The sequence below is a fragment of the Diaphorobacter sp. B2A2W2 genome (genome assembly GCF_056730635.1).
The window spans coordinates 145,041-165,635 of sequence record NZ_JBWZOR010000006.1 but is presented as its reverse complement, the minus strand read 5'-3'; the positions used below and the strand labels follow the sequence as shown (position 1 = coordinate 165,635).

Sequence of the window (20,595 nt, the reverse complement as noted above, 5' to 3'; positions counted from 1 at the left end):
TTCGCTTCGCAATCAGGTGTTGGCCTTGTCTGACGGGTTGGCATTGCTCCCCTGCTCGAGACCCGCGTTGAAGGCGGCTTCAAGCGCATCGCGTAGGCACCAGACCGCCACATCGTGGAAATCGAGGCTGTCCGAGCGGCGGGTTTCCAGGGTTTCGATGCCCAGCTTGTTTTGCGCGATCTGGGTCAGGAGTTGTTCGAGCTTGCTCATGTCCGTGTCCTTTCATGGTGTTGATGACGAACGTATGAACGCGCTGTTCCAGATGGAAGCCAAGCTCAATTCGCATGAATGACGAACAAATGATTGAAGGTGCCCCGAAGGGGAAATATGGGTATTTCGATTCGTGCCTACGCACGCCACCGAGGGGTGTCCGATGCAGCGGTGCGCAAGGCCATCGCTGCTGGGCGGATCACGCCGGAGGCAGACGGAACGATTGATGCCGAGCGCGTCGACCGCGAGTGGGCGCGCAATTCCGATGCACCGCGCAATGGCACGGCCACCCGCGCGGTCAAGGTCGCCGTCCAGGAATCCAGCGGGGCCACAGGAGACGGGCAAGCAGCCTCATTGGCAACATCCGCAGCAGGTGGCACGTCCTTGTTGCAAGCGCGGACGGTCAACGAAGTGGTCAAGGCGCAAACCAACAAGGTGCGTCTGGCCCGACTCAAGGGCGAGCTGGTGGATCGGCCGCAGGCCATCGCCCATGTCTTCAAGCTGGCGCGCTCCGAACGCGATGCGTGGCTCAACTGGCCCGCACGCATCTCGGCACAAATGGCAGCCAAGCTCGGCGTCGATCCCCACACGATGCACATCGCCTTGGAGGCGGCGGTGCGTGAGCACCTGCAGGAACTGGGCGAGATGCGCCCGAGGGTGGATTGATGGACATGGATTACGAAGGCGCGGCAGAAATCGAACGCGCGTGGCGCGAAGGGCTGACTCCAGACCCGCTGCTCACCGTGTCCGAATGGTCAGATCGCCACCGGATGCTCTCCAGTAAGGCATCTGCCGAACCGGGGCGCTGGCGCACCAGCCGCACGCCGTACCTGAAAGCAATCATGGATTGCCTGTCGCCGACCTCCCCGGTCGAGCGCGTCGTGTTCATGAAAGCCGCCCAGCTTGGCGCGACGGAGATGGGATCGAACTGGATCGGCTACGTGATCCACCACGCGCCGGGCCCGATGATGGCGGTGTGGCCAACAGTAGAGATGGCCAAGCGCAACTCCAAGCAGCGGATTGATCCGCTGATCGAAGAGTCATCGGCATTGGCCGAACTGATTGCACCGGCGCGCAGCCGGGATTCCGGCAACACCATCCTGGCCAAGGAGTTCCGGGGTGGCGTGCTGGTGATGACTGGGGCCAACAGCGCGGTCGGACTGCGCTCGATGCCGGTGCGGTATCTGTTTCTCGACGAGGTCGACGGCTATCCGTTGGACGTTGAGGGTGAAGGGGATGCGATCTCGCTGGCCGAGGCGCGTACACGCACCTTCGCGCGGCGCAAGATCTTCATCGTCTCGACGCCGACGATCTCAGGGGCATCGGCTATCGAGCGCGAGTACGAGGCCAGTGACCAACGTCGCTACTTTGTGCCGTGTCCGCATTGCTCCCACCGTCAGTGGCTGCGTTTCGAGCAGCTGCGTTGGGACAGAGGGCAACCGGAGACCGCCGCCTACATCTGCGAGTCATGTGACACCGCGATTGCCGAGCACCACAAGACGTGGATGCTGGAGCACGGCGAGTGGCGCGCGATGATCACCGATGGCGCGGGTAAGACGGCAGGCTTCCACCTGTCGTCGCTGTACAGCCCGGTGGGCTGGCGTTCGTGGCGAGAGATCGCCGCTGCGTGGGAAGCCGCCGTCAGTAAAGAGTCGGGATCGGCCGCCGCCATCAAGACCTTCAAGAACACCGAGTTGGGTGAAACCTGGGTCGAGGAAGGCGAAGCGCCGGACTGGCAACGACTGGTCGAACGCCGCGAGGACTACCGCGTCGGCAGCGTGCCGCAAGGCGGTCTGCTCTTGGTCGGCGCGGCCGACGTGCAGAAAGATCGCATCGAGGCGTCGGTCTGGGCCTTTGGGCGCGGCAAGGAGTCCTGGCTGGTTGAGCACCGCGTGCTGATGGGTGACACCGCCCGCGACGCGGTATGGAAGCGCCTTGCTGAAATGCTGGCCGAAACCTGGACACACGCCTCCGGCGCGGCGATGCCGCTGGTGCGTTTTGCCTTGGATACCGGCTTTGCGACGCAGGAGGCCTACGCCTTTGTGCGGGCTTGCCGCGATTCGCGTGTGATGGCGGTCAAGGGGGTACCTCGTGGTGCAGCCTTGATCGGCACGCCGACCGCCATCGATGTCTCGCAGGGTGGAAAGAAGCTGCGCCGGGGCATCAAGGTGTACTCGGTGGCGGTCAGCATCGCCAAGCTCGAGTTCTACAACAACCTGCGCAAGAGCGCCGATGTTGGCGAGGACGGATTGACCACGGTGTTCCCGGCCGGGTTCGTCCATCTGCCCAAGATCGATGCTGAGTTCATCCAGCAACTCTGCGCGGAACAACTGATCACCCGCCGCGACCGCAACGGCTTCCCGGTACGTGAGTGGCAAAAGATGCGTGAGCGCAATGAGGCGCTCGACTGCTACGTCTACGCCCGCGCGGCTGCATCGGCGGCGGGACTGGATCGCTTCGAGGAACGCCACTGGCGGGAACTGGAGCGACAACTGGGGCTGTCTAGTCCGCCAGCCCTTGAAACACCTACTGAATCGATCAACGAGGCCACCCAACGCGGTGGCCTCGCTGTTTCTGGCAACCGTAACACCGGTCGGCGCGTGATCAAAAGCCGCTGGCTGTCCTGACACATCAAGGAGAAAACATGAGTCTTGCTACCCGTATCGAAAGCCTGGTCATCCGCGTCGCGCAGGAGTTCAACGACGTCCGCGCCAAGGCAGGCAACCTGGCCAACCTCACCACCACCGACAAGTCGAATCTGGTCGCGGCCATCAACGAACTGAAAGCCGCCGTGGTGTCGTCGGCGGTGATCGACGATGCGCACGTCGCGGCCACGACCACTTACTCGTCCAACAAGATCGTCTCACTGCTCGATGCGCTCAAGACCGAGATCTTGGGCGGTGCCGATGCCGCGTACGACACGCTGGTGGAAATCCAGCAACTGCTGCAGAACGGCACCAGTGGTCTGGATGCGCTGCTCGCCGCCGTCAACAACCGCGTGCGCTTCGATGCGGCGCAGTCGCTGACCGTGGCCGAGCAACTTCAGGCACGCAGCAACATCGGTGCCGTCGCGACCAGTGATGTCGGCAACACCGACACTGACTTCGTCGCGGTCTTTGTGGGTGCGCTGGTCTGATGAGCCTCGCATCGCGCATCAGTGCGCTGGCCAGCCGAGTCGGGCTCGAGGTCAAGACTAAGATCGACGCCACCCACCCCGGCGTGGCCCGGGCGTGGGTGTGTTTCGGCTATGTCGGCACGCAGGTCGTCGTGCGTGCATCGCACAACGTGGCCAGCGTGACCCGGACGGCGGCGGGTCGCTACCGCGTGACCTTCGCCGTTGCCATGCCCGACGCCAACTATTGCTGGACGGCGCTTGCCCGCAGCAGCACCAACAGCGGCACGCAGCGCATCGCCATCGTGCGATCCAGCTCCGACCAGAAAACCGCCCAGTACGTCGACGTCAGTTGCGCCACCACGGCCGCATCGTTCGACGACTCCACCGAAATCAACCTCACGGTGTACCGCTGATGGCCTACACACAAGCACATCTCGACGCACTGGAAGCTGCGCTGGTCAAGGGCGAAAAGCGCGTGACCTTCGGCGACAAGACCGTCGAGTACCGCAGCGTCGATGAACTCCAGGCCGCCATTGCGGCGGTCAAGCGCGACCTCTTCGAGCAGGCCGTGGACACCGGACTGTGGCCTGGTGCGCCACGCCAGATCCGAGTCACCACCGGCAAAGGGTTCTGAACATGCAATGGTTTGACCGAATGCGTAGACGCATTGGCATGAGCCTGCTTGGCGGCACGCCGTTCTATGACGGCATCGGTGGCGGTCGTCGCGCCTTGGCGTGGCAGGTCGGAAATCCCGGTGCCGTCGCAGCGCTCGCGTTCACCCAGAACGAATTGCGCGCCAAGAGCCGCGATCTGGTACGCCGCAATGCCTGGGCAGCGGCAGGCGTCGAAGCTTTTGTCTCGAACGCCATTGGCACCGGCATCAAGCCGCAGAGCATGTTGACCGATCAGGCTCAACGTGAAGCGATCCACAGCCTGTGGTGGGACTGGTGCGAGGAAGCCGATGCCGCCGGGCTGACCGATTTCTACGGCCTGCAGGCCTTGGCATGTCGCGCCATGCTCGAAGGCGGGGAATGCCTGGTGCGGCTGCGCTATCGCCGCCCGGAAGATGGCCTGCCGGTGGGCCTGCAATTGCAGTTGCTCGAACCCGAACACCTGCCAGCCACGCTGAATCAGGAGTTAGTTTCCGGAAATGTGATCCGTGCGGGCATCGAGTTCGACAAGCTCGGACGGCGGGTGGCTTACCACCTGTATCGCTCACACCCGGGTGATGGCTCGCTGGCTCCGATGTCGGGCACCGGTGGCGTGGTGGGCGGTCTCGACACAGTGCGTGTCCCGGCCAGCGAAATCATTCACCTGTTTCGTCCCTTGCGGCCCGGACAGATCCGGGGCGAACCGTGGCTGGCGCGCGCACTGGTCAAGCTCAACGAACTCGACCAGTACGACGACGCCGAGCTCGTGCGCAAGAAAACCGCCGCGATGTTCGCGGGCTTCATCACGCGCCTGTCACCTGAGGACAACCTGATGGGTGAAGGCTTGCCGGATGCCAGCGGTGCGGCATTGGCCGGGCTGGAGCCGGGCACGATGCAGATCCTGGAGCCCGGCGAGGACGTGAAGTTCAGTCAGCCCGCCGACGTTGGCGCGAGCTACGCCGAATTCCTGCGCATGCAGTTCCGGGCGGTGGCAGCGGCGATGGGCATCACCTACGAGATGCTGACCGGCGACCTGACGCAAGTGAACTATTCGTCGATCCGGGCCGGGCTGCTGGAGTTTCGCCGCCGCTGTGAGGCCATCCAGCACGGCGTGATCGTCCACCAGCTGTGCCGCCCGATCTGGCGTGCCTGGATGGAGCAGGCGCTACTTGAAGGCGCGCTGGCGCTGCCGCAGTTCACCGAGAAGAAGCGCGACTACTTCGCGGCCAAATGGATTCCACAGGGTTGGCAGTGGGTCGATCCCAAGAAGGAATTCGACGCGATGCTGACCGCCATTCGCGCCGGGCTGCTGTCTCGCTCGGAAGCCATCTCGGCCTTCGGCTACGACGCCGAGGACATCGACCGCGAGATCGCCGCCGACAACCAGCGTGCCGATGAGCTCGGTCTGGTCTTTGACTCCGACCCGCGCCACGACAAAGCGCCCCAACCATCGGCATCGGGCGCTCCCATAAATGCGGCCGCCACAGTGGCCGTGCCGCAAGACCAACAGGACAACTGACATGCAACTCGTTCATCTGGCGTCCCGCCTCTACGGGACGCCGCTCCTCATTGCGCGTCCCAAACTCGACGTGATCCTCTCCGTGCTGGGTTCCCGCATCGGCTTGCCCGATCTGGACATGGCGATGCCGCTGCCCATGCCGCGCCAGAACGCCACATCGGGTCAGGCGGGCATTGCCGTCATCCCGGTGGTCGGCACGCTGGTCAGACGTTCGATGGGTATCGAAGCCGCCTCTGGCCTGATGTCCTACGGCGAGATCGAAGCCCGGCTGGACGCCGCGCTGGCCGACCCACAGGTGGCGGGCATCCTGCTCGATCTGGATTCTCCCGGCGGCGAGGCATCGGGTGTGTTCGAGTTGGCAGAGCGCATCCGCGCTGCCAGCACCATCAAGCCGATCTGGGCGCACGCCAACGATGCCGCGTACTCGGCGGCTTTTGCCATCGCGGCAGCCTGCCAGCGCCTGACGCTGTCGCAGACCGCTGGCGTCGGGTCGATTGGCGTGATCGCGCTACACGTCGACCAGTCGGTGAAGGACGCCAAGGACGGCCTGAACTACACCGCTGTCTTCGCGGGCAGCCACAAGAACGATTTCTCCCCGCACGAGCCACTCACCCCCCAGGCCACCACCGCGTTGCAGACCGAGGTGGATCGCCTCTACGACATCTTCGTGAATCAGGTCGGACAGATGCGCGGCATCGGTCCGGATGCCGTGCGCGCCACCGAAGCGGGGCTGTTCTATGGCGAGCAGGCGGTGGCAGCGGGCCTCGCCGACGCGGTGATGCCGTTTGATGCGGTGATGACCGAGTTCACCGACGCGTTGGCGGCCAAGCAGCGGTTGGCGCAGCCTGGCGTGGCCCGCGCCTCGCCGCGAAGCCTGTCCACTCAATCCATTTCAAACCCGCCCCGAAGCAAACCTTTCACCCTGGAGAACACCATGACCGACCCCAAAGACGACCACGAAAACCCGAGCGATCCGGCCGACACCGCCCCACAGGGTGACCAGCCGCAGACCGACAGCGATCCGCAACCGACGCCTGCTGCCCAAGTAGCACTGGCGCAGTCGTTCGCCAGCGGGCGCAGCCAGGCACAGGCCATTGCAGAGATGTGCCTGATCGCGGGCCAGTCCCAACGCACGGCGGAATTCCTCGCAGCAGGCTTCTCGGAAGCGCAGGTGCGCCGCGCCTTGCTGGATGCCCGTGCCGACCAACCCGAAATTGCCTCGTGCATCACCGCCGATGCAGGAACCAGTCAGCACCCGGAAAACAGTCCGGTGGTCGCTGCCGTCAAAAAACTCACCGCCAAGGAGTAAGCCATGCCCACTGCCTCTCAACTCAAGAACCTCGGTGACCTGCTGAAGTACGAAGCGCCGAACCTCTACTCGCGCGACCAGGACACCGTCGCTGCCGCGCAGAACCTGTCGCTGGGCACGGTGGTGGGCCGCGAAACAGCCACTGCCAAGCTCAAGGCAATCGACCCGAGCGCCACGGACGGTACGGAATCCGCTGTTGGCGTGCTTGGCAATGACATCGATGCGACGCTGATCGACCGCGAGGACGCGATCTTGATCGCCCGCCACGCCATCGTTGCGCGCGGCGCATTGGTCTGGCCGACCGGTCTCACGGTTGCGCAGAAGGCAACTGCCGTTGCCCAACTCACCGCCCTTGGGGTGCTGGTGCGCGATAACGCCTGATCCCGTCCCGACGATCCATCTCACTCCCCCGAAAACCCGCCACTGGCGGGTTTCGTCATTTCTGGAGATCCCAAATGCAGAACCCTTTTGAAAACCCCGGCTTCTCGATGGCGAGCCTGACGGCCGCCATCAACCTCCTGCCCAACCGCTACGGGCGGCTGGAGCAACTCAACCTGTTCCCGGCCAAGCCTGTGCGCACCCGGCAGATCATCGTCGAGGAGTACGCCGGTCGTCTGAACCTGCTGCCCACCCGCGCGCCCGGTTCGCCCGGCACGGTGGGTGAACGTGGCAAACGCAACCTGCGCTCCTTCGTGATCCCGCACATCCCCCACGACGACGTGGTGCTGCCAGAGGAAGTGCAAGGACTGCGCGCCTTCGGTTCCGAAACCGAAATGGAAGCCATCGGCGGCGTCATGGCCCGCCATCTGGAGACCATGCGCAACAAGCACGCGATCACTTTGGAGCACCTGCGCATGGGCGCGCTCAAGGGCAAGATCCTCGATGCCGACGGCAGTGAGCTCGTCGATCTGTTCGATGAGTTCGACATCACCGCGCAATCGGTGTCTTTCGAGTTTTCGACGGCGGCCGACAACGGGCAAATCAAGACTTCCTGCCTGGAGCTGCTTGGGCTCATGGAAGATGGGCTCACCGGCGAGTTTTCGACCGGCGTGCATGTGTTGTGCTCGACCGAGTTCTTCCGGGCGCTGACGACCCACAAGGAGGTCAAGACCGCCTACCAGAACTGGCAACAGGGCGCGGTGCTGATCAACGACATGCGCTCGGGCTTCAGCTACAGCGGCATCACCTTTGAGGAATACCGGGGCCAGGCGTCTTTTGTGCAGGCCGACGGCACGCTGGGGTCGCGCCGCTTCATCGCCGCCGGTGAAGCCCATGCCTTCCCGGTCGGCACGGTGGATACCTTCGCGACCTACTTCGCGCCAGCGGACTTCAACGAGACCGTGAACACCATCGGCCAGCCCCTGTACGCCAAGCAGGAGCCGCGTAAATTCGACCGGGGCACCGATCTGCACACGCAATCGAACCCGCTGCCGATGTGCCACCGCCCGGGCGTGCTGATCAAGTTGACGGTGTCGTGATGGGCCTCGTCGAACAGGTCTATGCCGCCGCTTTGAACGCGGGCTTGCTGCGCGATTGCCGGTGGCAGCCTGCCGATGGCTCGCCACTGCAGACGCACGCGGTCGGCTTCACTGCGCCGGACGACACCGTGTTCGACGGGTTGGCCTCGACCACCGATTACCAGATGTCCTACCCGGCATCGGTCCTCAAAGGTCTGGCAGCACGCGACACGGTCGAGATCGATGGCGTGATCTATCAGGTGCGTAGCACTCGGGCCGTGGGCGACGGCTCTGAGATGCACGCGCAGCTCACCAGGGTGTAGCGCCGTGTCCGGCAACTCGATCCGAGAACAGATCCTGCTCGCGGTGATGGCGGCTGTTCGAACGCCCGTGGAATCGCTCGGTGCGACGCTACACCGCTCGCCCACGGTGGCCATCAGCCGGGAGCAATGCCCGGCCCTGGTGGTGTTCCCCGAGTCTGAATCCATCAACGAGCGCGCCAACGACCGTGTCACCAGAGAACTGATCGTTCGCATCGTGGCGCTGGCCCGGGCCGTTCCACCCGCCATTCCGGAAACCGAAGCCGACCGGCTGCTCACCGCCGCCCACGCCGCGCTGCTGGCCGACCGGAATCTGGGTGGCTTGTGCCTGGGCATCCGCGAGCAGGAATGCGAATGGGACATCGAGGACGCCGACGCGGTGGCCGCCGCTATTCCCGCGCGCTACGCGATCACCTACCGGACGCTCGACACCGATCTTTCAACCAAGGGATGACACCCATGACTGCCATCGTTCTGACTCACCCGCATACCCACGCGGGCCAAGCCCACAAGACGGGCGAACGGCTCGATGTGGATGGCAGCACCGCCGACTGGCTCATCGCCAACGGCATCGCCCGCCACGACCGCCAGCTCGCACCCGTGCCGCAGCCGGAAGGCGACAGCGCTCCCATTGAAGCCAAACCCACTCCCACCCAACGCAAGGAATCCAAATCATGAGCACCTACGCCAGTTTTCAGGGCCGCGTCTTCCTCGGCAAGCGCGATATCGACGGCCTTCCCATCGAAGTGCGCTCGCCCGGCAACGTCGCCGAGCTGAAGCTCTCGCTCAAGACCGACGTGCTGGAGCACTACGAGAGCCAGACGGGCCAGCGCTCGCTGGATCACCGGATGGTCAAGCAGAAATCGGCCACCGTGAACCTCACCATCGAGGAGTTCACCAAAGAAAACCTCGCGCTGGCGCTGTACGGCAACCACATCACCGGCAGCACAGGCACTGTGACCGCCGAAACCATCGGCGGCGCTGCTCCGGTGGTCGGCGACCGCTACTTCTTCGCCCATCCCAAGGTGTCGGCATTGGTGGTGACCGACTCGGCGGGCACGCCCGCGACGCTGACCGCAGGCACGCACTACACCGCCGACATCGACTTCGGTGCCCTCCAGTTTCTGGATATCACCGGCTTCACCGCACCGTTCAAGGCCGCCTACAGCTACGGCGTCGCCACCGAGATCGGCATCTTCACGCAGGCGCTGCCCGAGCGCTACCTGCGCCTGGAAGGCATCAACACCGCGCAGGGCAACGCCAAGGTGCTGGTCGAGCTGTACCGCGTAGCCTTCGATCCCTTGAAGGAAATCTCCTTCATCTCGGACGAGTACAACAAGTTCGAACTGGAAGGATCGCTCCTGGCCGACACCACCAAGCCCTATGACGCGGTGCTGGGCCAGTTCGGCCGCATCGTGCAACTGTGATGGGGACTGCCATGAGCGATCTGGAAGCTCTCATCCCACAAGCGGTGGAGCTGGTCATCGACGGGGAGCCGTTGGCCATCAAGCCCCTCAAGGTCGGCCAGATGCCCGCCTTCCTGCGCGCCATCACCCCGGTGATGCAGCAGATCGGCGGCGACGGTATCGACTGGCTGGCGCTGTTCGGCGAGCGCGGCGACGACCTGCTGACGGCGGTGTCGATTGCCGTCGGCAAACCGCGCGCGTGGGTCGATGAGCTGGCCGCCGACGAAGCCATTCTGCTGGCGGCCAAAGTGATCGAGGTCAACGCCGATTTTTTTACGCGGACGGTGATGCCCCGGCTCGACGGCCTGATCGCGCGGACGGGCGCGACGGCAGCAATGGCCACGGCTGGTTCGACACCGTCCAGCACCTGATCGCCCACGGCCACCGGTTGCCGGACATCCTCGACTACACCTTGGCGCAGGTGCGCGGCTTCGCCGCCGCCACCGCGCGGGAGGACGCCGCACGCGATGCGCGGCTGCTCTCGCTGATCGCCATTGGCGCGCGCGGCGAAGCCCGTCACCTCGACCAGACCCTCGACAGGCTCCAAGACCATGCGCATCTCGGTTCGCATCGATAGCAAGGCCGCGCAGGCGCAACTGCGCCGCTGGGGCGGCGAGTTCCGCGACAAGGTCAAGCAGGCGGTCGCGCGCGGCATCGCCAGCGAGGCCGCCGAACTCAAAGAGGACGTGCGCAGCCACGTCGCGGGCCAGATGACGGTGGTCAAGAAGTCCTTCGTCAAGGGTTTCACCGCCAAGGTGCTCGACAAAGACAAGAACCGACTGCCCGCGCTCTACGTCGGCTCGCGCATCCCGTGGTCAGGTATCCATGAACGTGGCGGTGTCATTGGCGGCCGGATGCTGATCCCGCTTCATGGGCGCTTGGGCCGCAAACGTTTCAAGGCGCAGATCGCCGAGCTGATGCGCGGCGGCAATGCCTATTTCATCAAGAACGCCAAGGGGAACATCGTGCTGATGGCCGAGAACATCAAGGAACACGACCGTCCACTGTCGGGCTTCAAGCGCCGCTACCGAAAAGCCGAGGGCATCAAGAAGCTGAAGCGCGGTGCCGACGTGCCCATCGCCGTGCTGGTGCCGCGCGTGCAGCTCAAGAAGCGCCTGAACGTCGAACGCATCGTCGCCGCTCGCATCCCGCGCCTGAGCGCGCGCATCGAGAAGCAGTTGCGGCTGGTGGACTGAGATGGCGAACCGCATTTCCATCCTCGTCGCGCTCGAAGGGGCCGACGAGGGGCTCAAGCGCGCCATCACCTCGGCCGAACGCAGCCTCGGCGGGTTCGGCTCCAGCGCCAAGACCGCAGGCGACAAGGCCGCCGCCGGGATGGCCGAGGTCAAGGCTGGGATGAACGCCTTCGGCGATCAGGTCGCCAAGGCCAAGACGCAGCTGCTGGCCTTCCTCACCATCAACTGGGCGGCGGGCAAAGTGCAGGAGATCGTCCAGATCGCCGACGCCTGGAACATGATGTCTGCGCGCCTGAAGCTCGCCACCGCAGGCCAGCGCGAATACACGGTCGCGCAGAAGGAACTGTTCGCCATCGCGCAGCGCATCGGCGTGCCGATCCAGGAGACGGCCACCCTCTACGGCAAGCTCCAGCAGGCGGTGCGGATGCTGGGCGGCGAGCAGAAGGACGCGCTCTCGCTGACCGAGAGCATCTCGCAGGCGCTGCGCATCTCCGGCGCATCGGCCACCGAGGCGCAGTCGTCCCTGCTGCAGTTCGGTCAGGCGCTCGCCTCGGGCGTGTTGCGCGGCGAGGAATTCAACTCCGTCGTCGAGAACAGCCCGCGTCTGGCCAAGGCGCTCGCCGATGGCCTGAACGTGCCCATCGGACGGCTGCGCAAGCTCGCCGAAGAAGGGCGGCTCACCGCCGACGTGGTGGTCAACGCGCTGATGAGCCAGAAAGACAAGCTGGCCGCCGAGTACGCGCAACTGCCGATGACCGTCAGCCAGGCCTTCACGCGCCTGTCGAACGCCTTCGGCCAGTGGATCAGCAAACTCGACGAATCGACCGGCTTCACCAAGAAGCTCGCCGAGGCGCTGACGTGGCTGTCGGAGAACCTGGACACGGTGATGAAGTGGCTGGGACGCATCGCCGAGGTCGGCCTCGCGGTGCTGGTCTACCGCCTGATTCCGGCGCTGATCATCGCGTGGCAGACGGCGGGCGCTGCGGCAGTGACGGCGGCCAGCACCACGGCGGCAGCGTGGGCGACGGCGAACCTGTCGGTGTCGAACGCCATCGCCACGGTCGGCAAGCTGCGCGTGGCCTTCGTCGTGCTCGGTGCGGCCATCATCGGCTGGGAGATCGGCACGTGGCTGTCGGAGAAGTTCGAGATCGTCCGCAAGGCGGGCATCTTCATGGTCGAGGTGTTGATGAAGGGCATCGAGCACCTGCGCTTCCAGTGGGAGGTGTTCGCCGCCATCTTCACGTCCGACACCATCGCCGAAGCCACCAAGCGCCACGAGCAGCGGCTCGCGGAGATGAATCGCATCTTCGCCGAGATGTACGCCGACGCCACCGAAGGCGCGAACGCGGCCAAGGGCGCGATGCACACCGCCGCGACCGCCGCCGAGGAAATCGCCAAGCGGCTCGAAGCCGTGCGCCAGGGCACGCAGGAAGCGGTCGGACGCGGCATCGAGGCCGTCCACGCCGCGCTGGAAAAGCTCAAGTCCCGGCTCGGCGAGGTCGAACAGGCAGTGGGCAAGGCCCAAGGCGTGGTAAACGACGCCACCGCCAAGATGGCCGAGGCCTACAAGGGGCTGACCTCCATCGTCGAGGCCAGTCTCGCGCAGCAGGTGCAGGCGGTGAAGAACCGCTACGAGCAGGAGAAGGCGGAACTGGAGCGCACCCAGCAGTCCGAAACCGCCAAGATCACCAAATCCACCCAGCTGCTCACCGAGGCGCTGACCCAGCAGGCAACCCTGCGCCGTCAGGCCACGACCGAGACGCTCGGCCTGATCGATCAGGAAACGCAAGCGCGCAAGGACGCCGCTGCCCGGCAAGGCCTGACCGAGGAAGAGCGCCGCGCCAACGTGCAGCGGGTCGAGAACGACATCCTCGCCACCAAGCGCCAGACCTTGACGCAGGCGCTCTCCGAGTACCGCCAGCACATCGACGCCCTCAACGCCGAAGCCAACCGGCATCTGGCCGAAGTTCAGCGCATCGAGGAAGCCAAGCGCCAGTTGTCGATGTCCACGGAGGAGCGCATCCGCGACATCCGCCGTCAGGGCATGACGGAGTACGAGGCCACCGAGGATCGCAAACGCCAGATCACCGAGATGCAGGAGCAGGCGCGCCGGGCGCTGGCCAACGGGGAACTGGAACTTGCCCGCCAGCTCGCGCAGAAGTCGATGGACATGGCCGCGCAGGTGGCCACCAGCCAGACCAACGAGGCCAAGCGCGGCGAGGAAGCGCGCAAGCAGTCCGAGCAGGCGGTGTCGCAGGTCACGCAGCTCGAAGCGCAGTCGCGCGAGGCCTACCGCAGGCAGGAATACCAGCAGGCCACCGATTTGATGCGGCAGGCCGATCAGCTGCGCGCCGAACTGGCGCAGAAGGCCAAGGACGCCGACGCGCAGGCCGCGCAAGGCAAACAGGGCGTGCGCGACGCCATCGACCGCATCCGCCAGTCCGAGGAAATCCTCAACCAGACGCTCGATGCCGAAGCGAAGGCGCACCAGACGGCGGCACGCTCGGCGATCACCGCACGCGATGAGATTCAGCGCACGCTGACCGAGACCACGCGCCAGATCGACGACATCACCGCCAAGCTCAAGGACGGCTTGAAGGTCACGCTCGACGCTGACACCACGCGCTTCGACAAGGCCATCGCCGATCTGGACAAGGCCCTGGCGGAAAAGGAGTACCTGCTCCAGATCCAGGCCGACCTGCAGGAAGCGGAGAAGAAGCTCAAGGAATACGAGGCGCTGCTCAAGGACGGCAAGACGCTGCCGGTCGATGCCGACGTGTCCAAGGCGAAGGAAGCGCTGGACAAGCTCAAGACCTACGCTGACCAGAACGCACAGTTCGAGCTGAAGGTGGCGACCGAGAAGGCGCAGGCGGCCATCACCAACGTCGAGGGAATGATCAAGGCGCTGGATCGCATCCAGACCGAATCTCAGCATCAGGTGGCCAGCAACGTCGGTGCGGTGCGCGCGGAGATCGACAGCCTCAACGGGTGCAACACCTCCAGCACCCACACCATCTACGTGACCAAGGTGGAAACCAATGCCACTGGTGGTCTGGTGGGTGGCGTGCGGCGGTTTGCCGACGGCGGTGCGGTGGCTCCGGCCTTTCCCCGGATGATCGGTGGCTCGGTGCCCGGCTCCGGCCACCACGACACCGTGCCGCGCACCCTGGATGCCGGGGCCTTCGTGATCCGCAAGGCGGCGGTGCAGAAGTACGGCAGCGGCGCGCTCTCGCGACTGGCTAACCGGGCGATGGGTGGTGTGGCGCACTTTGCCAAGGGTGGCCCGGTCACGGTGACCCAGCCCAAACGCAACCGGGACGTGGTCGAAGCCGAAAAAATGATCGAACTCGGGCTGCAAGGCCTGGGGCAGATCAGCTACAGCGGCAGTCTGGACGCCCGCGACAAGACCTTCGCGTACTGGACGCCTCTGGCGCGTCAGGATCGCTCCGCGTTGGAAAAGATCATCAACCGCAAGACGCTCACCGCCAACGAGCGCGCCAACCTCGACCAGATCAAGCAACGCTGGCGCTTCGCTATGGCCCAGCCGATGATCTACGGCAAGGATCTTGAGCGGGATCTGATCGATTACATGGAATCGCTGGACGGCGAGTTTTTCGCCAAGGGCGGCCTGTCCAAATCCGACACCGTGCCAGCAATGCTCACTCCGGGTGAGTACGTGGTCAACCGATCGGTGGTGGCGCGCCTTGGCGTGGGCTTCTTTGAAGCCATCAACAACCTGTCTGCCCCGGCGCAGGCCCTGGCCGGGCGTGCGCTGGCGGGCATCCAGGGTTTTGCCTCGGGCGGTCTGGTGCAGCCCGCAAGCCGCAGCCTGCCACGTCCCTCGTTGCCCGAAGGTACGCCCACCCGCACCGTACGCGTGGAACTGTCCTCTGGACAACAGAAGGTCAACGCCACCGTCGATGCGCGCGACGAAGCGCGACTGCTGCAACTGCTGGACGCCGCCCGCGCCCGCACGGCTTGACCGTGCGCTCCTGTTTCTCTGCCTGAGGGTTTCCCGATGCAACTGAAGAACCTCGACACCGGGGTGGCTCTGCCATTGCCGGACGACTTGCTGTGGAGCGACGAGCACGCTTGGTCGCCTGCGGTTGGCAATGCGTCCTACCTGATCACTGGGGCCTTGCTGATTCAGTCGGCCACCCGGCAGGCAGGCCGCCCGATCACCCTGGTGGGCGCACCCGATATGGCTTGGGTGACGCGTGCCGCCGTGGAGCAGTTGCGCGGGTGGGCGGCGATTCCGGTGGGCGGCACCACAGGCCGCTTCGAACTCACTTTCGCCGATGGCCGGGTCTTCACGGTCGCTTTCCGCCACCAGGAGGTCGCCATCGAGGCCGAACCCGTGCTGGGCATCCCGGCGCGATCCGGCAACGACTTCTACCGACTGACCCTTCGATTTTTGGAGATTGCCTGATGCCAATTCAATCTGGCGACGTGAAGCTGCTCAAGTCCGCCGTGATGGCGGACGTGCCCGAAGGCGGCGGCGCGCCCACGGGCCTCGTGATTGCCGATGGCGTATCGAACGCCATCTTCCCCGACATCTCCGAGCTGGATCGCGCCGGAGGCCGTGTCAACCTGCGCAAGAGCTTCGTGCAAGTGGCCACGGATGACACCGACACCTACTTCGGGGCCAACGTCATCGTGGCTGAGCCGCCGCAGGACGAGCGCGTCAGCGTCACGCTGTTTTCCACCAGCAAGACCTTCGACACCCGTGAGCAGGCGCAGACCCGAATCGAGGCCTACCTCAACAAAGGGCCGGAGTGGGCGGGCTACCTGTTCGAGAACCACATTGCGGGCCAGCGGGTGATCCAGCTCTTCCAACGCCTCAGCGACGCCGTGCCCAACGTCGGCCAGACCCTCGTCCTGATCGAGAACGAAGGACTGCCCACGCAGAAAGAGCAGTACATCCGCGCCACCGCCGTGTCGGTGGTCGAGCGCAGCTTCACTTACAACACCGACCAGGACTACAAGGCGGCGGTCGTCACCGTCGCCATCAGCGACGCGCTGCGCTTTGACTTCACGGGCTCGCCCGCCAGCAGAACCTTCACGCGGGCAACCAACAGCACGAAAACGCGCGACACGGTGGTGGCCGACGCGGGCACCTACGTCGGCGTCGTGCCGCTGACGCAGGCTGCCAATGTGGGCGACTTCACCATCAAGGGCGCGTCCATCTACACGCAGCTCGTGCCCAGCGCCCAGACCGAGACGCCGATCTCCTTCGTGCCACCCTACGCCGCAGCAGGGTTGCCGGTACCGGGCGCGGCACCCGTGAGCTACACGGCCAGCCACGCCTGGAACACCAGCATCAAATTCAACCTGCCGGGTGGCTGCCTGCCGGGGTCGCTGTCCATCGTCACCGATGGCATCACGATCTTCGACGATGCGGGCCTACTCAAGACCGCCAGCGGCACGCTGGGCACCATCGACTACGCCAACGGCATCCTGAGCCTGAACTCCGGCTCGATGTCCAACAGCAAGGCCATCACCTACATACCTGCTGCACAACTGCAGCGCGCGCCGCAAAGCGCGGAGATCGCGGTCACGCCGGAATCGCGCAGCCAGTCCTACGTCGGCACCGTAAATCCGGTGCCGCAACCCGGCACGCTTGCCATCAGCTACATGGCGCAGGGCCGTTGGTACGTGCTTTCGGATGGCGGCAATGGCTCCCTCAAAGGGCTGGATGCCAGCTATGGCGCGGGTACTTTCAACAAGAACACCGGGGCCTTCGTCGTGACCTTGGGGGCACTGCCCGACGTGGGCTCATCGCTGATCCTGACGTGGAACGTGCCGACCCAGGAAACGCAGCAGCCAACCGCCGCTCTGAAGGCATCGCAGGCCCTGCTGCTTGCCCCGCCCGAAGGCAAAAGCGTTCAGCCGGGCACGCTCACCATCACCTGGCCACACGAGAGCGGCACGGGCACGCGCACGGCGTCCGCCACCACGTCTGGCGAGCTCAGTGGTGCTGCCACCGGTAGTCTGAACGTCGCGCAGAACCTCTTGAGCTTCGCGCCGAATGTCCTGCCGCCAGTCGGCGCACTGCTGACCGTGGACTACGTTGCGGGCCCCAAGCAGGAGGACAGCTTCGCGCACCCCTCGCGCGATGGCCAGGGCAAGGTGCCGGTGACTGCAACCCTGGGCTCCATCGAGCCGGGTTCATTGGAGATCGAGTGGAACACCCTTACGGACACCGCCGTACTCGGGGTCTACACGCTGCAGCAGATTCAGGCGATGGGGCTGGGCTTGTGGAACGGGGTCGATCCCACGCAATACGCCCGCGACGATGGTGCGGGCAATGTGCTGCGTGCAGGCCAAGTCATCGGTAGCGTCAACTACGCCACCGGGGCGGTGCAGTTCCAGCCCGATGTCACTGCCAAGATTCCAAGTCCCGTCTACGGGGCGCAGCGCCTTGGATGGGCATCGGGCGTGGGCCAGATGTTCCGCCTCAACTACGGCGGGATCAGCTACGTGGATGCGCCGTCGCTTTACCCGAACGACGAGTCCGGCTACGTCAAACTGCGCTACAACAGCGCGGGCTCGACCAGCAACCACAGCGAGACGTTCGCGTTCAGCCCATCGTTTCGGCTGGTGCCCGGCGTCAACGCTCAGGTGGTGACCGGCACTGTGTTGCTTGCCATCGCGGGCAGCCAGCCCTGGGGCGACAACGGTCAGGGCACGCTGCGTGAATTCACGCCCAGCGGCTGGGTCACGCGCGGCAGTATCAACTATCTCTCTGGTGCGGTGACGCTCACCTCGTGGTCGGCAGGCGCGACCAATAGCATCACGCGCGCCAGTTGCGTGACCACGGTGGGCGAGAACATCTCCAGCGATTACGTGTTCCGCACCGGTGCTGCGCCGCTGCGTCCAGGATCGCTCTCCATACAGTTCGCCCGCGCGGTGGGTGGAACCCAGACCGTGACGGCAGGCATCGACGGCACGATCACCGCGTCTGGCGTCATCGGCAGCGTCGATTACGAAACCGGCCTCGTGCGGGTGCGATTTGGCACCGTGGTCACGGCGGTGGGCAACGAGAGCGAGCCGTGGTTCGACGCCGAGAACGTGCGGCCAGACGGCAAGATTTTCCGGCCAGAGCCGGTGGCGGCCTCCAGCCTGCGCTACAGCGCCGTGGCCTACAGCTATCTGCCCCTGGATGCAGCATTGCTGGGCATCGACCCGGTACGCCTGCCCAGCGACGGCCGTGTGCCGATCTTCCGTCCAGGAGGCTTCGCCGTCGTCGGCCACACCGGGCGCATCACCGCGTCGGTCAGCAACGGCCAGACCATCGATTGCGCGCGGGTGCGTCTTTCGCGCGTGCGTGTGGTCGGCCACAACGGCGTGGTGATCCACACAGGCTACGTTACTGATCTGGAAGCAGGCACCGTCACGTTCACCGACGTGACCGGCTACAGCCAGCCAGTGACCATCGAGCACCGCATCGAGGACATGGCCGTGGTGCGCGACGTGCAGATCAACGGCGAGATCAGCTTCACGCGCCCGCTGACCCACGCCTATCCGCTGGCCAGTCCTGGCGACCCCGTCTCTGGCAGTTTTGTCTCCAGCGCGCTGGTGGCCGGTGACCTGTTCGCCCGCGTGAACCTCGTGTTCGACCAGAGCACCTGGAACGGCAGTTGGTCGGATGAACTGATCGGCAGCGCCGCCACCGCCACCTTCAACCACACCCAGTACCCGATCACGGTTACTAATCGCGGGGCGCTCACCGAGCGCTGGGTCGTTCGGATGACCAACAGCACCTCGTTCGAGGTCATCGGCGAGAACGTCGGCGTGATTGCCACCGGAAATACCAGCGCCGACTGCGCCCCCAACAACCCGGCGACCGGCGTGCCGTACTTCCGTCTGCCCGCGCTCGGCTGGGGCAACGGCTGGGCCACCGGCAACGTGCTGCGCTTTAACACCATCGGCAGCCAGTTCCCGGTCTGGGTGGTGCGCACCGTCCAGCAAGGGCCGGAGTCCGTACCCGACGACCACTTCACGTTGCTGATTCGCGGGGATGTCGACACACCTTGATGGTGTGAGTGCCTCCTGATCTTTGAACCCTTCTCGAAGGACTTCCTATGACCGACCTGACCGTCAAATACTTCAGCAGCGGCATGACCGGCGCGCCCCAGATCGCCAACAACTGGGGCGATCTCGTGACGATGCTCGATGCTTGCCTGATCAACGGCTTCGCTTTGAAAGCTATCGATACATTGACCTTCGCCGATGGCATCGCCACGGCCACCATTTCCTCGGGCCACGCCTATCAGCCCTTTCAGGTGGTCGAGATCGCTGGCGCTGAGCAGCCCGAGTACAACGGGCAGTTCCGCGTACTGACGGCGACGATGACCACGTTCACCTACGCGGTGACCGGCACGCCCGTCTCGCCCGCCACGACGGCGACGAGTCTCTCGGCCAAGGTTGCCCCGCTGGGATGGGAGAAACCGTTCTCGGCGACTCACAAGGCCGCCTACCGCAGCAAGAACCCGCAGTCACCGCAAAACCTGCTGCTGATCAACAACAGCCTCAAGACGCCCAACTACACGACGGGCTGGGCCAAGTGGGCCAACGTCGGCATCGTCGAAGACCTGTCGGACATCGACACCATCGTCGGCGCGCAGGCTCCCTACGACCCGAACAACCCGACGCAGAACTGGAAACAGGTCACTGCCAGCCAGTGGGGTTGGTACAAGTGGTTCCACGCGCGTGGCCCCCAGTACGAGAGCAATGGTGACAGCGGCGGCGGTGGGCGCAACTGGGTGCTGATCGGTGACGACCGACTGTTCTTCCTCTTCTGCACCAACGCGGCGGGCTACGGCTGGTATGGCCGCAATAGCTACTGCTTCGGGGACATCATCAGCTTCAAGCCGGGTGACAACTACGCCACGGTGCTGGCTGCCGATGACAACTACTCGGGGATGAGCAACTACTGGAGCTATCCCGGCCAGTTCAGCGGCTACGGGTTGGTCTCGTCCCTGGACTTCACGGGCAAGGTCCTGCTGCGCAACCACACCCAACTCGGCAACCCGGTGCGGTTTGGGCTCACGTCCCTGAACACGAACAACGGCCAGCAGATCTGCGGCCGAGGCCCAACGCCGTTCCCGAATGGGTCCGACTACAGCCTGTGGCTTCTGCCGACCTACGTCCGGCAGGAGGACGGCCATATGCGCGGCATCCTGCCTGGAATGCTCTGGATGCCCCAGGATCGTCCGTACAGCGACCAGACCATCGTCGACAACGTCGTCGGCCAGGAAGGCAGAAGGTTCCTGTTGGTCAGGACGCAATACAGCTCGGAAACCGAAGGCGCGCAGATCGCATTCGACATCACCGGGCCGTGGAGGTAAGCC

21 protein-coding genes are annotated in these 20,595 nt (G+C 64.9%); 20 read left to right on the top strand and 1 reads right to left on the bottom strand.

Annotation, left to right across the window (positions count from 1 at the left end):
* Nucleotides 1-12 precede the first annotated feature (12 nt).
* Nucleotides 13-210 carry a DUF6900 domain-containing protein gene (locus AC1PPL_RS12330; RefSeq protein ID WP_479973382.1) on the bottom strand — a complete coding sequence of 66 codons (198 nt, stop codon included), beginning with the start codon at nt 208-210 and terminating at the stop codon, nt 13-15.
* A gap of 117 nt (nt 211-327) precedes the next feature.
* On the opposite strand from AC1PPL_RS12330, the gene AC1PPL_RS12325 reads away from it, so the two are divergent.
* From AC1PPL_RS12325 to AC1PPL_RS12230, 20 genes are all read left to right on the top strand, one after another.
* Nucleotides 328-876, top strand: a complete 549-nt coding sequence (locus tag AC1PPL_RS12325) for a hypothetical protein (protein ID WP_029043081.1) — start codon at nt 328-330, stop codon at nt 874-876.
* Nucleotides 876-2,837, top strand: coding sequence for a phage terminase large subunit family protein (locus AC1PPL_RS12320; protein ID WP_020200544.1), 1,962 nt, complete (start codon nt 876-878; stop codon nt 2,835-2,837). Before AC1PPL_RS12325 ends, AC1PPL_RS12320 begins: the two co-directional genes overlap by 1 nt.
* A gap of 17 nt (nt 2,838-2,854) precedes the next feature.
* Nucleotides 2,855-3,346: a hypothetical protein gene (locus AC1PPL_RS12315; RefSeq protein WP_024958054.1), complete on the top strand. Its 492-nt coding sequence runs from the start codon at nt 2,855-2,857 to the stop codon at nt 3,344-3,346.
* Nucleotides 3,346-3,738 (top strand): hypothetical protein, encoded by a 393-nt coding sequence (locus AC1PPL_RS12310; protein WP_024958053.1) that lies wholly within the window; start codon nt 3,346-3,348, stop codon nt 3,736-3,738. Before AC1PPL_RS12315 ends, AC1PPL_RS12310 begins: the two co-directional genes overlap by 1 nt.
* Nucleotides 3,738-3,959, top strand: coding sequence for a phage head-tail joining protein (locus AC1PPL_RS12305; protein ID WP_009521720.1), 222 nt, complete (start codon nt 3,738-3,740; stop codon nt 3,957-3,959). Before AC1PPL_RS12310 ends, AC1PPL_RS12305 begins: the two co-directional genes overlap by 1 nt.
* Before the next feature lie 2 nt (nt 3,960-3,961).
* Nucleotides 3,962-5,494 (top strand): phage portal protein, encoded by a 1,533-nt coding sequence (locus AC1PPL_RS12300; protein ID WP_479973381.1) that lies wholly within the window; start codon nt 3,962-3,964, stop codon nt 5,492-5,494.
* A gap of 1 nt (nt 5,495) precedes the next feature.
* Entirely contained in the window at nt 5,496-6,803 is a 1,308-nt protein-coding gene (locus AC1PPL_RS12295; RefSeq protein WP_479973380.1) for a S49 family peptidase, read from the top strand.
* A gap of 3 nt (nt 6,804-6,806) precedes the next feature.
* On the top strand, nt 6,807-7,184 hold the full coding sequence (locus AC1PPL_RS12290; RefSeq protein WP_479973379.1) for a head decoration protein: 378 nt from the start codon (nt 6,807-6,809) through the stop codon (nt 7,182-7,184).
* Between the two features lie 74 nt (nt 7,185-7,258).
* Complete coding sequence (locus AC1PPL_RS12285) at nt 7,259-8,281, top strand: major capsid protein (protein WP_479973378.1); 1,023 nt, start codon at nt 7,259-7,261, stop codon at nt 8,279-8,281.
* Nucleotides 8,281-8,583 carry a head-tail joining protein gene (locus AC1PPL_RS12280; protein ID WP_479973377.1) on the top strand — a complete coding sequence of 101 codons (303 nt, stop codon included), beginning with the start codon at nt 8,281-8,283 and terminating at the stop codon, nt 8,581-8,583. Before AC1PPL_RS12285 ends, AC1PPL_RS12280 begins: the two co-directional genes overlap by 1 nt.
* A 4-nt stretch (nt 8,584-8,587) precedes the next feature.
* Nucleotides 8,588-9,034, top strand: a complete 447-nt coding sequence (locus AC1PPL_RS12275) for a hypothetical protein (protein ID WP_479973376.1) — start codon at nt 8,588-8,590, stop codon at nt 9,032-9,034.
* Between the two features lie 5 nt (nt 9,035-9,039).
* Complete coding sequence (locus AC1PPL_RS12270; RefSeq protein WP_479973375.1) at nt 9,040-9,258, top strand: DUF7210 family protein; 219 nt, start codon at nt 9,040-9,042, stop codon at nt 9,256-9,258.
* Complete coding sequence (locus tag AC1PPL_RS12265; protein WP_479973374.1) at nt 9,255-10,007, top strand: phage tail tube protein; 753 nt, start codon at nt 9,255-9,257, stop codon at nt 10,005-10,007. Before AC1PPL_RS12270 ends, AC1PPL_RS12265 begins: the two co-directional genes overlap by 4 nt.
* 11 nt (nt 10,008-10,018) lie before the next feature.
* Nucleotides 10,019-10,417 carry a hypothetical protein gene (locus AC1PPL_RS12260; protein ID WP_479973373.1) on the top strand — a complete coding sequence of 133 codons (399 nt, stop codon included), beginning with the start codon at nt 10,019-10,021 and terminating at the stop codon, nt 10,415-10,417.
* Complete coding sequence (locus AC1PPL_RS12255) at nt 10,414-10,623, top strand: hypothetical protein (RefSeq protein ID WP_479973403.1); 210 nt, start codon at nt 10,414-10,416, stop codon at nt 10,621-10,623. Before AC1PPL_RS12260 ends, AC1PPL_RS12255 begins: the two co-directional genes overlap by 4 nt.
* Entirely contained in the window at nt 10,598-11,242 is a 645-nt protein-coding gene (locus AC1PPL_RS12250; protein ID WP_479973372.1) for a DUF6441 family protein, read from the top strand. The genes AC1PPL_RS12255 and AC1PPL_RS12250 overlap by 26 nt, the downstream gene beginning before the upstream one ends.
* Nucleotide 11,243: 1 nt before the next feature.
* Nucleotides 11,244-15,224 (top strand): tape measure protein, encoded by a 3,981-nt coding sequence (locus tag AC1PPL_RS12245; RefSeq protein ID WP_479973371.1) that lies wholly within the window; start codon nt 11,244-11,246, stop codon nt 15,222-15,224.
* Between the two features lie 36 nt (nt 15,225-15,260).
* Nucleotides 15,261-15,671, top strand: a complete 411-nt coding sequence (locus AC1PPL_RS12240) for a hypothetical protein (RefSeq protein WP_479973370.1) — start codon at nt 15,261-15,263, stop codon at nt 15,669-15,671.
* A complete protein-coding gene (locus tag AC1PPL_RS12235; protein WP_479973369.1) occupies nt 15,671-19,279 on the top strand; it encodes a hypothetical protein in 3,609 nt (1,202 codons plus the stop codon). The genes AC1PPL_RS12240 and AC1PPL_RS12235 overlap by 1 nt, the downstream gene beginning before the upstream one ends.
* A 47-nt stretch (nt 19,280-19,326) precedes the next feature.
* The gene (locus AC1PPL_RS12230) at nt 19,327-20,592 is read left to right on the top strand and encodes a hypothetical protein (protein ID WP_479973368.1); all 1,266 of its coding nucleotides are present in this window, start codon (nt 19,327-19,329) and stop codon (nt 20,590-20,592) included.
* Nucleotides 20,593-20,595 lie beyond the last annotated feature (3 nt).